This is a genomic window from Parasphingopyxis sp. (genome assembly GCF_028279465.1).
Lineage (GTDB): Bacteria > Pseudomonadota > Alphaproteobacteria > Sphingomonadales > Sphingomonadaceae > Parasphingopyxis.
The window spans coordinates 189,463-205,475 of record NZ_JANQNS010000008.1 but is presented as its reverse complement, the minus strand read 5'-3'; the positions used below and the strand labels follow the sequence as shown (position 1 = coordinate 205,475).

Genomic DNA, 16,013 nt, shown 5'->3' with positions numbered 1-16,013 from the left:
CTTGGATTCGTATTGGATGCCGTTCACCGCCAATCGCGACTTCAAGGCCGCTCCGCGTCTCGTCGTGGCCGCAGATGGGCATTACTACCGATCCGAAGACGGGCGACAGATCTACGATGCCTTTTCGGGCTTGTGGACTTCGGGCCTCGGCCACTGTCACCCACACATTGCGGACGCGGTGCGGGCGCAAGTGGCTGAGCTGGACTATGCGATCTCCTTCCAGGTGGGACACCCCAAGGCGTTCGAACTCGCACATCGGCTGGCTGACCTCGCGCCGGACGGCATCGATCATGTTTTCTTCTGCAATTCCGGGTCGGAAGCGGCCGACACCTCACTCAAACTGGCGCTTGCCTATCATCGGGCCAAAGGCGAAGCGAGTAGAACCCGCCTCATTGGCCGAGAGCGCGGCTACCATGGCGTCAACCTGGGCGGGATATCGGTGGGCGGCATCGTCCCGAACCGCAAGGCGTTTAGTGGCGCGCTCCTGCCCGGTGTCGATCACCTGCCTCACACCTTCGATCTTGGCCGCAACGCTTTCTCGCGCGGACTGCCAAAACATGGGGCGCACCTGGCTGATGAGTTAGAACGGCTCTGCGCCCTGCACGATCCGAGCAACATTGCCGCCGTGATTGTTGAGCCGGTCGCAGGGTCGGCTGGTGTGCTGCCACCGCCCGAGGGTTATCTCCAGCGTCTGCGCGACATCTGCACGCGTCATGGCATTCTCCTCATTTTTGACGAGGTGATCACTGGTTTCGGACGCGTGGGTGCCGCCTTCGCGGCAGAACGCTTTGGGGTGACGCCCGACATTATCAATGTCGCCAAAGGACTCACCAATGGCGTCATCCCGATGGGCGCCGTTCTGGTACGTGCCGAGATTTACGACGCTATCGTGCAGGGGCCGCCGCACCTTATCGAACTCTTCCACGGTTACACCTATTCCGGTCACCCGGTCGCCGCGGCGGCCGGTTTGGCGGCACTTGACGTGTATGAGGAAGACGGTTCCTTCGCCCAGGCGCGTGTGCTCGAACCGGTGTTTGAAGAGGCAATTCATTCGCTGGCGGATCATCCGAAGGTGATTGATGTGCGCAATATCGGGTTGATGGGCGCTGTTGAGCTTTCTCCCGGACCTGACGGGCCGGGTGCGCGGGCGCTCGAGGCTCACAAATTGTGCTTTTGGGAGGAAGACCTGATGGTCCGCAACGGCGGAGAGACTCTCCAATTCTCGCCCTTCCTGAATTCCAAACCAGAAGACATCCAGCGCACCTTCACCTCCGTCCGCCGCGCACTGGACAGGGTTCAGTAACGTCTAGCGGCTTGCCGGACAAAGATACTCGCATTGCACCGACCCGCCCGCTGGCGCGACCGCGCTCGGGGTCGCGCTGGCTTAGCGAGGGAAGACCGTGCGGGAGATCGAGGCTATTGGGACGAAAGCCATTTCATCGCATCGGCACCTGCGCTCGTTCGAACGCCTCTTGATCCAGTGTCGGAAGCCGGACCGAACCACCGCACTCGCCGCCGAAACACAATGTCACCGATGCATCAGGGTCGAGACCGCCTAAAGTCGGGGGCAATCTTGCCAGCTCACTAGCGTTGAATGGCAGTAGAGTAACCCGGATCTTCGAGCCGGCGTTAAAGCGATTGAATGCGAGCGAAAGCGGAATCTCGACCACAGAATTGTCATCGATGCGCGCCACCCCGGTAGCACATGAAGATCTACTGGGGCCCGATGGTTCCAAAGTCACGCCACCTTCAGCGACATAATTTGAGCGCCCTTCACGATCGATCTCCTGCAGGAACACATAAACCATCGCCCTTTCACCCTCCAATGAGGCCCTTAGAGAGAGGGTCGCAGAACCTTGAACCAGCAGATCCTGATCCAGCCTGGCGGAATCGAAGGTAATGCCGCGCGCATCGTTTGATGACAGATCGCCATACCATCTGGGATCTGCCGTCGAGGCGGTTCGTGTCGGCCTGTCCTCATCGCTCCCAGCCGATGGCCGGAAATCGACCGGCAAGCGGAGAATGCTTTGACTGGAGTTTGACTCTGCCTGAAGGCCATTAGGAAAGGCGAGCGGCGCTTCCCCGCTTTCACGGGCGTTCAAGAAGAATTCTCTCTCTGTCGAACCGGGCAAGGGAAAGGACGAACCTGCGACATAGTCTATGCCAACATTGCTATAGCCCTCACCAACCCAGGATTGATCGAGGATTGGCGCATGTACGCGCGGCTCATCGAGCATCCCTGTATCGATGTCCTTCAGCCAGTGATCGAACCAGCGCACCGCTTCGGAAGCCAGTATCTGGCGAGATGACATATTGCGAGGGTCATCACGGTCGAAACCTTCCGGGCCATGCGCTGCCGGGTGCCAAGACGCCCTTAGAACATTCGGGAGCGAGAGAGCCTTGCTGGACGATTCTTCTATACCGAGCCAGTCATTCGCCCCACTCATCATATATATGGGAATGTTCGATTCACTCAGGGCGGCGAAGTTTTCTTCGAGAGGCATGTAGTCGCGTATCATGATGTCCGGATCGTCGCCGGTTACGGTTTCGCAACGACGCAATCCGAAGAAGAGGTCTGCCGCGACCAAGCTTGCCATGTTCCGCGCATATTGTGATCCTTGTTCAAGGCGAGCGGCGTGCAACTCGTCTTCCGAATTCACAGGCGCGACCGGTAGGACTGGCGGTCTTCCGCCTTGCAACGGCGGGACAATTGTCTCGGCTTCCGTTTCGGCGCCTTGAAATGTCAGCCCGTACACGAAATTCGCTTGCCAATGCTGGAGTTGCCCGTACCGCAAATTTCCAATGTCGAGGGCTGGGCTGATCGCGAAAATCGCCCTGAGAGGTTCCGGTGCTTCCCCGATCGCAGGTAGCAAACTGGCTCCCGCTTCCCAAGAATAGCCGGTCGTCCCGACCCTGCCGTTGCTCCAGGGCTGGTCCGCAATCCACTCGATCGTGTCGACGATGCTCTGGCGCTTCAATTCATCAAGATAGCCAAAGCTCGGGCCGAAGGAAGCGCCCGTACCGCGAACGTCCAGCGTCACCACCACATAGCCATGTTCGAGCAATGCCGTTCGAACAGGGTCAAAGCCAATCTCACGAAGGGCTGCGATCGATCCGGACAAGGGCGGACGCCGGGAGCCATCGCCGTTCCGGGCACGGCCATACACACTCGTGTGAAGAACCGTAGGATAGCTTACACTTTCCTCTTGGTGCGACATCTCGGGAATCTGGACGTCGATGGCCAGTCGCGTGCCGTCGCGTGCGCGAATGAATGTACTGTACCCCTCATACTCGGATACCGTTTCGTAGGTCGCTACATAGTGTCCGAAGTTGGACTCAGCTGCATGCTGACCGAGTGAGGGCGCCGAGAGAGAGAACGACAGTGCGAAAAAGACTGCTACAAGAATTCTAGCCATGATCATTCTACCTCTCTGGTGTCATGCAGCCAGGTCCAGTCGACGGGAAACGAGCGGTCAATTGCTGAACAGATCAACGTCCTCGCCCTTCAGTTCGTTGAGAAAATAGGACCAAACCACGCGGTCGTAATAAGGCGAAGTCCACGCATCGTGCCGGTAGTCCGGCAACACAACCAGATCATATTGCCTGTTGTGTTCGATCAGCGCGTTAATCAAATGGAACGTGCCCATTAGCGGTACGTCATCGTCGATACCGCCATGAACGAACAGCAGCTTGCCTTGCAGCTGGTGCGCCAGCGAGGCATTGTCCTGCGCGTCGTAGCGTTCGGGAAACTCGTCTGGGCCACCGCCAATATAGCCGTATATTTCGGCCGGGTGGGTGTAGCGCGCATCATGGTTCCCGGCTCCCGATACGGAGACATGAATGTCATTCGGAAATTCCAGGATCGCGCGGCTGGCGCAATTGCCGCCTTGCGAGAAACCGTAAACGCCGACGCGGTCCAGATCGATATATGATCGGTCCGCGGCCAATTCCCTTAACAGCATCACCGAATCCTCAGTGCCGCCGCATTGATGGCCAGCGCTATGCGCCGCTTCCAGGAAACTGCGCGTGCGGCCGACATTGCCCATGCCATCGGTGGCGATCACGATAAAGCCCAAGTCGGCGAACTCCTGGCGAGAAGCGGCACGCCTGTCATGACCCATGGACGCCCACAGGAATCCGACCGTACCGTGAACGTGATGGATCACCGGATAGGTTCGCGACGGGTCGAAATCGGTCGGTCTGTGTATCGATGCCCAAACGGGATTTTCCGGATCGCGCGTGACAGCGGAAACGCGTTCGATGGACTGCTCGCCCGGCCTCAGCCGCGGCATGGTCAGCCGCCTGACGACTGAACCGCTATTGTCGATTACCAGATGCGCATTAGGCGCATCCAACCGCTGCTCTTCGATCAAAAAGTGCCGCATATCCGGCGAAGCCACGACATTGCTCACATGCACCAGATGATCGGTCAGTATTTCCTGCACCGAACCGTCCATGCGCGCGCGGAAAAGATGATAGCGATAGGGATCGGTGCTGTTGTCCACCTGCGATGCAGTGAAATAGGCCCAACCGTCTTCAATGCCGAACATCCTGGCGATGTAGAGTTCGCCGCTCGTGATCTTTTGCAGATCGCCGCCATCTTCCGCGTCAATGGTGTAGAGATGGCGATAGCCGTCGCGGTCCGAAACTAAGGCCAAGCGGCCATTGGAAACATGCGCAGGTGGTATCTCGCGCCAATGCCCGCGGAAATGGCCGCTCTCGCCATAGATGCTCGTCGCCGTACCCATCCGCGCATCGATGCGATAGATGTTGTATTCGGTCTCCGAAATATTGCCGTAGGAAATGTAGAGGTGGTCACCGGAGCTGGTCCACGAGGCATAACCTGCTCGCAACGGATCGGCGCCGCGATGATAGGGCTCGGGGATGGCGAGCGGTGTCATCCGCCCGCTTTGCGTATCGATGACGACGAAGTCGGCCTGCGTCAGATGTTCGTCGCCGGCCATGGCGTGCCGTATGGCGTAACTCGTCATGTCGGGCGCCCCGCCCGGTGCGGCACTGGGGGCGACATGGGTCTTGACCCGCACACCACGCGTATTCGCGGCGAAGGTCAGTACATGCCTGTTGTCCGGCGACCACAGAACCGATGGCGGTACGTTGAAGTCCTCCCGTTGTATGGCGACCTGCCCACTCCACGCCAGCAAAATACCATCTCCATAGGCGTAATCTGGTTGGCCATCGGTGGTCAGGGCTGCCTCAGCGCCGGTTCCCAAGTTCACCAGTTTCAGATTGTAGCCGTCGCGCACGATGCCGAGCTCGCCATCGGGGGAGGTCGGAACATTCGGACCCACTGGCCCGCCGATATCGACGCCCCTTGGCCAGCTGCGTTCGCTTTCCGGCCACTCTTCCAATGCCATGGATGAGATGGATCCATCGCGCAGGTCCAGCACCTGCCTTACCGGCTCTCCGTCACCATCCACCGTCGCGAAAGCCAGCAGACTGTCGGAAAGCCAAGAATGGTCCACCAGCATCTCGCCATCGTAAGAGACATGCTCGCCCGCGGCGCGGGCCAGTGCAAGCTGGACTCCGGGAGGCAGATCGGTGTCGATTGCGGCCTCGTTTTGCACGGAGGCACCAATCCATGAGGGAGAGATCATTGCACAGGCCAGAACCAGCGCCGCGAACGTTCGTTTCATGCTTTTCCTCTCCCATTCGCGCAGGCGTCGCCGCTGTTCATATCAGGCGACAACGATCCCGCGCGGCACGTGGCTCAGCACTTCATGTCCGTCCTCCGTGACAATGAAGGCTTCGCTGATTACGGCCCCGAAATCCTCTTCCAGCCAGGTCCCGAGCATCAGGTGGAATGCCATGCCTGCCTTGAGTTCCGTTGGGTCGTCCACGCGCAGGCTGCACGATGTTTCCAGCCAGTTGATGCCAATCGGATAGCCGCAGCGGCTGTCTTTCCAATAACCGCCCTTGTCCAAGATCTGGCAATATTTGCGCGCGACATCCGCGCAGGTGACGCCTGGACGCACGGCGGCAAGCGCTTCGTTGCACCCATCGACCATGTAACCATACATGCGATCGAGTTTGTCTGACGGCTTGCCGATCGAGATCGTTCGCATGATCGGCGCGTGGTATCTGTGATGGGCACCGGCATATTCAGCGTTGTAGTGGCTACCCGGCTCGATCATGCGATCCCGCCATGTAATGTGCGAGGTGCCCGATTGCGCACCGCCCGGCATAAACACTGTGTCGGTGGGCTCACCGGGTATGTCGGGCAGGCCGCGCATCAACGCTGCCTGGACATCCGCTGCCGCCTCGCATTCGTGCCGGCCGGCCCGGAACGATTCGGCCAGTTGCAGCGTCACGGCCTCGGTGATTTTGCCAGCCTTGCGTAGGCAATCGAGCTCAGCCGGCGACTTTACGAGCCGGATCAGTTCGATTTCGCCTGCCATGTTAGTAAAGGTGAGATCGGAGAACCGATTGCGCAGCGTTTCGAGGCTGGACGCCGCGATCGAACCGAATTCAAGTCCTACCGATCTTATTCCGCCATGTTCGCGGAGAGCATCAATAATATAGTCAAACCCCGAAACCCTGTAATCGCCGATATAGCGCTCGGGATAGCCGTGAATGCGATCATTCGAGATACCGGTCATATACATCGCGGCCGGCGCATCTTGTCGGCGCAGAAAAAAGTGCGGTTCCCCCTCGTCCGCAAAAACCACCAGCCCTTGCGCGACATAGGCAGACGAAGCGGCATAGCCGCTGAGATAACAGATGTTTGCCGGGTCGGTGACGATCAGCGCGTCCACTCCATGCCGGCCCATCGCCTGCTTGGTATCGGCGAGGCGTTTGGCGTATTCCTCTCGGGAGAAGGGCATATTACGCTTCGCGATACTGCCCGGAAAGGCACCGGGATTCACGCCGTTGTACTCGTAGTAATCCATCGTGCATCCTGCGCGAATATAGGGCTGAGACCCCCCATACTGATCTGTCATTTCGGCCTGCGATGATGGCAGCCATTGATGTTATTCCACAAAAACCAGGCTGCTTTTCTGCAAAATGGCGGAAAAATTTGCCTGATTTTGTTTTCAAGTGACTGCTAGACGACGTCGGCGGGCGCAGAAATCGCATAGGATTGGCGAGCAAGCGGCCGAGGGAGAAATCGCCAATGATCGAGGGAGTTTTTCTCGCGTGCTTGGCGTTGTTGCTGGTGATAGGCTTGGCTGCCAATCGTCGGGCCAAAGCGACAGAGAAAGACTATCTGATCGCCGGGAGCAACCAACCGGCGTGGCTGGTCGCGGTATCCGCGCTGGCGACGCTTAATTCGGGCTATGTCTTCACCGGCTTTGTCGGCTTTGTCTATGTCGTGGGACTGCAGGCCATCTGGTTATCGATCGGCTGGATCGTCGGCGATTTCATGGCGTCCCTGTTCATCTACAGGCAGCTGCGCGGCGCCAGCGGGCGCACCAGTGGCCTGACCTTTGTCTCGGTGCTGGCCGGTTGGCACAATCCAATGTTCCGCCGCTGGCGGCTGATTGCCGGGCTGATCACATTGGTCTTTCTTACCTCCTATGCCGCAGCGCAGATCTCTGCCGGCGGCAAGGCGCTGTTTGCGACGCTCGACATACCCGTCGCCTTGGGATCGACGCTGACGGTCGCGCTCTTGCTGGCCTATTGCTTCAAGGGCGGCATCCGCGCTTCCATGTGGACAGACGCCGCGCAGTTCGCCGTGATGTTCATTTCGATGAGCATCCTTGCCTGGATCAGCTTGGATTTCGTGGGCGGGTGGGCGAACGCGATGGACCGGTTGAATGCCATCCCGCGCTACATGGACTGGTTCCCCTCAGACACTGCAGTGCCAGGCGGGATGGGCGCATTTCTTTTTGCGCTGGGCTGGGTGTTCGCCGGCTTTTCGGTGGTCGGTCAGCCGCACATCATGGTGCGCTACATGACATTAGAGCATGAGGACAAGATCACCGAAGTGCGGATATGGTATTACAGCCTGTACGTCATCTTCACCGCGCTCAATATCGTCGCTGCCCTGATCGCGCGCATCGCCTTGCCGGACCTTTTGAACGGCGATCCGGAAGTCGCCCTGATCACGCTTGCGCGCGACCTTCTGCCTGGCGCTCTTGTTGGTATCATCCTGGCCGGGATTTTTGCCGCGACGCTATCCACTGCCGCCTCCCTAACCCTGGCAAGCGCCTCAGCACTGAGCAACGATTTGCTACCGGAGAAGTGGCATAGCCCCTGGGTCGTAAGGGGCGCCACAGCAGCGGTTGGCTTGGGCGCGCTGGGCATCGCCCTGCAAGGCTCGCAAAGCGTGTTCGATCTCGTCATTCTCTCTTGGTCAACGCTCGCCTGCGCATTCGCGCCGCTATTGACCATCTATGCCCTTGGCCGCCGGATTTCCGAGATTGGCGCGATCGTTGCAATGATAACAGGGGTCTCCATCGCTCTCATCTGGCGCTGGATGGGTCTGCACACCGACATTTACGAAGGCTTTCCCGGGATCGTTGCCGGCTTGATCCTGGCTTATCTACTGTCGAAACCCGGCGAAGCAGTCAGAGATCGATCGGAATAGGTCCCAACCTCTTGACCTCACTGAGAATCACTGACGTCTTCACCGTCTCGATCCCATGTTGATTGTAAAAAAAGTCGCGCGTGAACTCTTCGTAATCGGCCATGTTTTTAGCCGTGATGAGAAGCAGGAAATCCATCTCACCAGTAACAAAAAAACCGTCCAGTATCCGCGGCTCCTCCCGGATGGCGCGCTTGAAGCGATCCACAATTTGGCTGCTCTCTCGTGCTAGACTGACCGCGACGATCATCTGAACCGACTGGCCAAGCGCGTCAGCAGAAACCAGCGCGACATCGCGCTTTATGGTGCCATCTGCACGGAGTTTCTTGAGACGCTTTAGTGCTGCTGTCGGCGACAGCCCGACCTGCTCCCCCAATTGCGCGGCCGTCAATCGCGCATCTTCCTGAACCGCAGCGAGGATGCGGCGATCAATATCGTCCTTTACCTGTTTCATTCAAAGACCATGAGAAAGAGGACCAATTATAGCGTTTTAGCATAAAGAATCGACAGTCTCTGTCTTGCTACATGGAGTTTAGTGGACGATCAATCAGCGCCGGTCTCTTCAAACGAGGCTGGCGCCACACTCAGGCTGTCGGTCTGTGGATTTAAGCCTGCTGAGATCCGGTGCGGATACCATAAACCTAACGTTGAACAAGCAGACCTATGCAGAAGCGAGTTTGCGTCTCAAAAACTCAGAACTCATACGCTGCGCGAATGCCGAATTCGCGACGCACAAGTGCGATAACCTGTCCGGCCAAGCTGATCTGATATCGGATGCCGATAGGCGTGGTCTCATTGAGGAGATTCTCGCCATAGACGCTTATGCGAAAATTGTCGCTGCGGATCCCCAGGCGAACGTTCACGAGAGTATAACCGTCGACCTCTTCGAGCTGCAGCGGTGCGCCGGCTTCGGTGAAGGACGACTCACCGTTGTCAATCTGTTCGAAGAAGCTGGACCGGTAAGAGCCCTCTACCCGGAAGAAGCCATCCAGATCAGAGCCAATCGGCACCGTATACTCGCCTGCCAGGTTCAGCGTCCATCTTGGCGCACGCGGTAGGCGGTTTCCATCGATGCTGAACTCGTTGCCGTTAAGGTCGATCGCAGGAGCCACCTCTTCTCCCTCGCCAACCTGCGCGTCGAGATATCCAATACCGCCCTGGATACTGAAATTGTCAGTGACGGATGCGGCAAAATCGAGTTCCACGCCCTTTACCGTCGCTTGGCCCGCATTGAGCACGATGATTTCAGGCGCGATACGATCGTCCGGACGAAAAGCGGTGTTGAACTGGATATCAGTCCAATCCATGTAAAATGCTGACAGCGAGAAATTCACTCTGCGATCAAACAGCGTTCCTTTCACGCCAGCCTCGTAATTCCACATGGACTCGCTGCCGAACGTGTCGGGTACGTTCTGCTGACCGACCGCAAAGAGATTGAAGCCGCCCGGCTTCGTGCCGCGCGCGATGGTGGCATAGAGATTGATGTCCGGTGTCGCCTCGAACAACAGCGAAGCGCGCCCAGTGATCGCATCGAACGTCGCTTCTTCCGGCCCAATAGTGTCGATAGTGCAATTGGGATTGTTTTCTGGCGTGTCACCGATGAAGCAGCCGGTGTTCCCGTCGGGTCCTCGGGTCAATCGGCCGGTGACCTGGTCGGTCGAGTAGCGGGCGCCCAGATCGAGCGTCCACCGATCATCCGCTCCGAACGGGATGGTAACGTTGGCGAATACACCAAAGGATTCGATCTGATCCAGGAAGTCGTCGGTACCGACGTTAAACACGGTGAAATTGGGATCGACATCGAGAGGGTCGAACCCAAACGCCTCTATTATGATGTCGCGTCCTCCAGGCTGTAGGCCCGTAAACCTATTCTCATCAAAGGCATAGTTGGCGCCGATGAGCCAGTTGATCCCGCTGGCATTGTCAGACTGGATGCGCGCCTCGACACTAGTGGATTGGAGCGCTTCGGTTTGGAACTCTCCAAAAAACTCGCCGGGAACGAGGTCAACGTCTTCGCCATCTTCAAACCGGTCGATGTCGATGTATCCGACGTTCAAAATGCCAACTACGCCGCCGAAATCATGCTCGGCCCGCACGGTCCCGATAAACGTATCGCGGCCTTGCCTGTAGTCCCCGGTCGTAAGAACCGTATCATCATTCTCCGGATAAAACCCGATGCCATCATACGCACCGCGCGGATCGGCCGGAATGGGGACGGTGAAGCGGAAAAATTCGGCAGTAAAACCGGAAGGTATGACATCATTGAGCCCGCCTCTGAACTCCGAGTAGGAGGCAGTGAGATCAATCACGGTGTCGACAGACGGCTCCAAGCGAAGCGCGCCTCGGAATCCATAAGATTCACGGTCGTTCGTCGTTCCAGGATTGGTCGGGTTGTTTATCCAACCATCTCGTGCGTCATAATATGCAGTGCCGCGCACGTAGACGCCGTCAGTTAGCGGCACGTTGAGCGAACCGCGAAGCCGCCGCCTATCGAAACTTCCGTAAGCCCCCTCGATGCGTCCACCGAACGTATCGGATGGCTTAACGGTGGTGATGTTCACAGCCCCGCCCAACACATTGCGGCCGAACAGCGTCCCTTGCGGCCCTCGCAAAATCTCGATCCGTTCCAGATCGACCAAGTTGCTGTCATACGCAAATGCGACGTTCAACGGGGTTAAGTTGACTTCATCGACATAGATCCCAACGGCGTTCACATCGCCACCGATATTCTCAACGCCGCGAATATTCAGCGCCTGCTCAAGAGGTGTTCCGCCAGAAGAGATGCCGACATTGGGCGAAAGTTGCGCGTAATCGTTCAAGTCGGTGATATTGTAGTTCTCAATATCATCCGACCCGAACGCAGTAACTGAGAACGGGACTTCGTCGAGTGCTTGCTCTCGCCTTTGTGCGGTGACAACAATAACGCCGCTATTCGAGTTTGAAATGGATGCTTGATCATTACTCTGTGCTAAAGCTCTCGTATCAAGAACAGCGCAAGCTCCAACAGCTGCAACGGTTTGTAGTAAAATTATTGCACGCACTGTACATCCCCCAGTTACAGCAGAGGTTCTGCCCGCATTTATAGAGCATTTAGTTATTTTCGATTGCCAAACGCAAAATCATTGAAAGATTTTGACGTTACTGATAGCCTTGTGGGAATTTAATACTTCCCGGGGAGCGGTGCATCAAGGCTACGGAGGCAGCTTCGGGTTATAGCTAAAATCAAATTGATTCATGCCATATCACTGCAACGGCCTACTTCTGGAGAATTGGAATATGGTGAGTGCGGGAAGAACCGCCATGTCAAGAAGGACTTGGAGTGATACCATGGCGAACGAGACCGCACACTACGCAACATGCGCCGCCGCTCGCAAATGAGTGTCGTGAACGCGATCCATGCCACTGCTTTGGCTATGGCGTCTGCAGTTTGTTCCGGCACGGTTGACGGACAAAAGGCTGAAAGCGCCGTTGCCGCCAATTAGCGCCGGGTCACTCGCGAACCTTGACCTGCAATTCCTTTAACCCGCGGAACCGCGCGTTCCGATTGAACTCGGGGTCGCGCGTGATCTCTATATGGGAAAAAGCATTGAGAAACTTTGGCAGAATGGTGCTGATTTCCATCTTGGCCAAAAGCCGCCCGATGCAAAGATGGACGCCGCCACCAAAGGCATAGTGGCGGTTTGCTTTCCGATGGAGATTGAGCCGATCGGGCTGATCGAACTTCTCAGGATCGCGATTGGCCGATGCCGGGCAAAGGATGATTTCGGTCCCCTCAGGTAATACGGGCCCGGACGGAATCTCGAGTGGTTTGGTGAGCCGGCGACCCTGAAGCTGTATCGGAGTTATGAACCGGATGAGCTCATCGGGCCCGGTCCGGCCCACCTCCGGATCGTCGCGCATCATCGCCAGACTCTCAGGGTCATTGACCAGCGACAACAACCCCACCGCCAATGTATTGGTAGTCGTTTCGTGCCCGCCATTCAGCAGCAATATGCACATATGCAAGATTTCGAGATCGCTGATCTCGCTTCCGTCACGCTGAGCCTGTGCCAGCGTGCTGATGATGTCCGCTTCCGGGTCAAGAGACGCAAGAGCGCGCCGTTTCTCAAGATGCTGGAGCAGATAGTCCTTGAACTCAGCGACCGCCTCATGGCCTTCGCGAACGACTTCATCAGAGACGTTCGGATTAAGGGGGAACAGAATCTTCATGCCGATTTCATGAATACGCTCGGCATCTTCGCGCGGGACACCGAGAATATGCGCTATCACGGTCATTGGTACCTTGAAGGCGAAGTCTTTGACATAGTCGAACTCCTCCTTCTTCCGGACGTTTTCGACCAACTGGTCGCCCAAGTCCGCCACGAACTTCTCCATCCGGTCGACATTTTTCTTCGAGAAGAACGGATTCACGATCTTGCGAAGCCGGTCATGATCGGGAGGGTCCCGAAAAAGCATCGTGTGCGTATGATGTTCGAGTAGTGGCCCAGGGCCGAACTTCTCTGTAAACATTTCGGTCTTGTCGACAGAACTCGACAAATCCATCCAGACCTTCGAAACATCGGCATAGCGAGACAACAAGACGCTGCCATCCGCGTTTTCATGGACAGGGTCGTGCTCACGCAACATTGCAAAGTAGCGTTGCGGGGAAACGTAATAATCTTCGGGAAGATCGAAGAGGTTGAATTTTTGGGCGGCCATGCGGTCGGTCATGATACGCCCACCTCACGGTTCTCAGCGACCTGCCTGAAAAACCCAAGCTTTTCCTGTGCTGCGCGATCAGAAAAGGAAAAGACGAAAGCGTCCGTTTCTGCCTCCATCAGGAACTCCGTCCATGCGGGAATGGCAAAAACGTCCTTCGGCCCCCAGACAAAGGATTGCCCGCCGAGACACACTTTGCCTTCACCCTCTACGGCAATGCACACGCGACTCTCGGTTGAACGATATGGCTTTGAGGAAAAACCGGACTGAAAATACGTCATATAGGCGGCGATGGTCGGCATCGCCCACCCGCCGGTGCTCGGATTCGTGTATCGCATCCGATAACCGTGACAGGGATCAGGCGCGCCCGAATCTGCCAGACCAGTCAATGCCTCTCGCACCCGAGCAAAGGGATAATGAAATTGCGGAGATGAAAGATCGTCCCATTGTTCATCCACGGGCGAAAGACCACTTCCATGGCGCCATTCGGAGTAACCGCTGGGACGAGAAGTTTCTTGACGCATCTCGGTATGCCGCTGAGCGAATGTCGCCTTGAACGCGTCCACGATTGGAATATCCAGCCCATCCAGCCAGATCATGGGCGCATCGGTTTCATTGCCGTGATCGTGCCAACGCCAGTTCGCGGTGACGATGAAATCGCCCGGCTTCATGATTGCGCGTTCGCCATCGACCGAAGTGAAGGCTCCCTCCCCCTCGACCACGAAGCGCAGCGCGGATTGTGAATGACGATGTGCTGGGGCTGTTTCTCCAGGAAGGATAAGCTGCATGCCAGCATAGAGGCTATCGACGATACGCACCTCCCCTTGCATCGCCGGATTCTCAAGCACCAAAACCCGGCGCTCAGCCTCCTCCGCCGAGATCAGTCGGCCAGCTTCCTCCAACAACGGCGCAACATCGGAGAATTCCCAAATCGCAGGGATCGCGACTGGTGCAGGCTCTGGAAGTACGATGTTGCTCATGACATCCCATAGCGGGCGCATAGACTTCTCCGACAATGCCGCCCGGAACTCCTCAGGCTTAACCATCGCCTTTCTCCGTTCTTGCAGGCGCCCTAAAGGGTGCGCGCGACAGGCAGTTATTGCGCGTAGCGAATGCCTTCATCGATGCGGCGAAATCGCCGCGCTCTTGAGCTGTCAGTCGTTCAAACATCCGCGCCTCGACCATTGCTGCGCATTTGTGCAGGCTGGGCATGATCGTGCGTCCCCGTGCAGTTAGACCGACCAGCCTACGGCGTTGGTCCTTATCTCCTCTGCAAGTTTCAACGAGGCCCCGATCTTCAAGTCTTCCCACGACACGAAAACAGCTGGCGTTGTCGATCGCTGCCGAACCGGCGACACTGGACATGTCGAGCGTCCCCAAGGCCTCGAGCGTGCCCAAGATCATGTACTCAACCGGCGACACACCCATCTGCGAAAAAGAGCTCTCAAAGATCGAAATGAAGATTTGATAGGACCGGCGCAAAAGATGTCCGCTATGTCCGACCAGATGGGAAATCTCGTCAGGCACAGTCCCGTCCGTTTCTTCGCTGTTGCTGGCTTCTGCTCGTTCAGACATCGCGATAATACTCCACGGAGGGACGCAAACCCTCATATGCTGCGCTGAGAAGGCGCTTCATTGACGGATGGGTAATGGGGCGTGGATTTCGCGGGTTCTTGGCAACAATCGCTTGGGTCACTTCCGCAATTCCCGTCTCAGGCATACCAAGCTCCTTCAGACTTGTGGGTGCATGTATCTTTTTCGCAAAATCGAATATCGCTTCGCCTGGATCGGCCACCTCGAAACGATCAGAGATGACTTCTTCTACCCGTGGTACGGCGGTGGCGTTGAATGCGACCACGTGTGGCAACACCGCCGAATTGTAATCGCCGTGATCGAGGTCGAACAAACCACCCAAGACATGGCCAAGCGCATGGTGGAGGGCGACGCCAACCATCGACACTAGGACCCCGCCGAGAAAGCCGGCACGCAGGGCATCGATACGCGCGTCGATGTTACGCCCGTCGGCAACGCAAAGCGGCAAGGCGCGCGCGTGCAATCCGATCGCTTCGCCGGCCAGATTCCACGCAATCGGATTAGGATGTTCCGGATACAAGGCCTCAACAGCATGAGCGAGAGAGTTCATGCCTGTTGAAGCGGTCTGATGCGCAGGCAGGCCAAGTGTCAATTCCGGGTCATAGACGACCATGTCGGGGAGAGCGGCTGCATCGACCTTAGTGCGCTTCTGTCCTTCGATCTTGCGTCCGTAAATGGGGGTCATCTCCGAGCCGGTATAGGTCGTCGGCACCGCAATGAACTTCGCGCCATGTTCGGCCTTCAGGATCTTGCCGAGACCCAATGTCGAACCCCCGCCGATAGCTACAATGGTATCGGCACCGCTTTCCTCATACGCGTCGATCGAGGCGTCCACGACAGGCAGCGGGCAATGTGCCTGTACTTCATCGAACTGGGTAAGCGAAGAATCCGATACCGGTTCGATAACGCTGGCGTGTCGGACAAAGGCGGCCCCGGTAGCAATAACGAAAGCTTTGTCGCCTCCGGCTTCTCTAATGAACTCTGGGAGATGCGCGCTCGCCCCGCATGCGAAGCGGACATTGGCAGCAACTGCCTTGTAAGAGAAATTGGACTGCTGATCGCCGCACATTTATTTAGCATACTAAAGAAACAAGCTGCTGTCACGCCACAATCTGTGCTTGATGTGTTTACGGCGGACAGTCCTGTTTCCAGCAAATTTTTGCGCCTCATGCTGACA

General features: G+C 57.1%; 11 protein-coding genes. 2 read left to right on the top strand and 9 right to left on the bottom strand.

The annotated features are described in order from the left end of the window. The first annotated feature begins 16 nt into the window (after positions 1–16). Positions 17–1,303, top strand: coding sequence for an aspartate aminotransferase family protein (locus Q0974_RS05205; protein WP_299323445.1), 1,287 nt, complete (start codon positions 17–19; stop codon positions 1,301–1,303). Positions 1,304–1,436: 133 nt separating this feature from the next. On the opposite strand, the gene Q0974_RS05200 is transcribed toward Q0974_RS05205, so the two are convergent. From Q0974_RS05200 to Q0974_RS05190, 3 genes are read right to left on the bottom strand one after another with little or no spacing between them, the layout of a single operon-like run. Continuing rightward, positions 1,437–3,416 (bottom strand): CocE/NonD family hydrolase, encoded by a 1,980-nt coding sequence (locus Q0974_RS05200; RefSeq protein ID WP_299323443.1) that lies wholly within the window; start codon positions 3,414–3,416, stop codon positions 1,437–1,439. Between the two features lie 57 nt (positions 3,417–3,473). Continuing rightward, on the bottom strand, positions 3,474–5,654 hold the full coding sequence (locus Q0974_RS05195; RefSeq protein WP_299323441.1) for a prolyl oligopeptidase family serine peptidase: 2,181 nt from the start codon (positions 5,652–5,654) through the stop codon (positions 3,474–3,476). Positions 5,655–5,696: 42 nt separating this feature from the next. Continuing rightward, a complete protein-coding gene (locus Q0974_RS05190; RefSeq protein ID WP_299323438.1) occupies positions 5,697–6,908 on the bottom strand; it encodes a Xaa-Pro peptidase family protein in 1,212 nt (403 codons plus the stop codon). A 224-nt stretch (positions 6,909–7,132) separates the two neighbouring features. Here Q0974_RS05190 and Q0974_RS05185 point away from each other — a divergent pair, with 224 nt between their 5' ends. Next, positions 7,133–8,548, top strand: coding sequence for a sodium/proline symporter (locus tag Q0974_RS05185; protein WP_299323436.1), 1,416 nt, complete (start codon positions 7,133–7,135; stop codon positions 8,546–8,548). Here the strand turns inward: Q0974_RS05185 and Q0974_RS05180 are convergent. From Q0974_RS05180 to Q0974_RS05155, 6 genes are all read right to left on the bottom strand, one after another. Beyond that, positions 8,529–8,999 carry an Lrp/AsnC family transcriptional regulator gene (locus Q0974_RS05180; protein WP_299323433.1) on the bottom strand — a complete coding sequence of 157 codons (471 nt, stop codon included), beginning with the start codon at positions 8,997–8,999 and terminating at the stop codon, positions 8,529–8,531. The two genes, Q0974_RS05185 and Q0974_RS05180, sit on opposite strands and share 20 nt — an antisense overlap. Before the next feature lie 238 nt (positions 9,000–9,237). Beyond that, positions 9,238–11,586, bottom strand: coding sequence for a TonB-dependent receptor (locus tag Q0974_RS05175; RefSeq protein ID WP_299323429.1), 2,349 nt, complete (start codon positions 11,584–11,586; stop codon positions 9,238–9,240). Positions 11,587–12,034: 448 nt separating this feature from the next. Beyond that, positions 12,035–13,255 (bottom strand): cytochrome P450, encoded by a 1,221-nt coding sequence (locus tag Q0974_RS05170; protein ID WP_299323428.1) that lies wholly within the window; start codon positions 13,253–13,255, stop codon positions 12,035–12,037. After that, positions 13,252–14,289: a gentisate 1,2-dioxygenase gene (gtdA, locus tag Q0974_RS05165; RefSeq protein WP_299323427.1), complete on the bottom strand. Its 1,038-nt coding sequence runs from the start codon at positions 14,287–14,289 to the stop codon at positions 13,252–13,254. The genes Q0974_RS05170 and gtdA overlap by 4 nt, the downstream gene beginning before the upstream one ends. Beyond that, positions 14,282–14,818 carry a MarR family transcriptional regulator gene (locus Q0974_RS05160; RefSeq protein WP_299323425.1) on the bottom strand — a complete coding sequence of 179 codons (537 nt, stop codon included), beginning with the start codon at positions 14,816–14,818 and terminating at the stop codon, positions 14,282–14,284. The genes gtdA and Q0974_RS05160 overlap by 8 nt, the downstream gene beginning before the upstream one ends. After that, a complete protein-coding gene (locus Q0974_RS05155) occupies positions 14,811–15,905 on the bottom strand; it encodes a maleylacetate reductase (RefSeq protein WP_299323423.1) in 1,095 nt (364 codons plus the stop codon). The genes Q0974_RS05160 and Q0974_RS05155 overlap by 8 nt, the downstream gene beginning before the upstream one ends. Between the last annotated feature and the right edge of the window lie 108 nt (positions 15,906–16,013).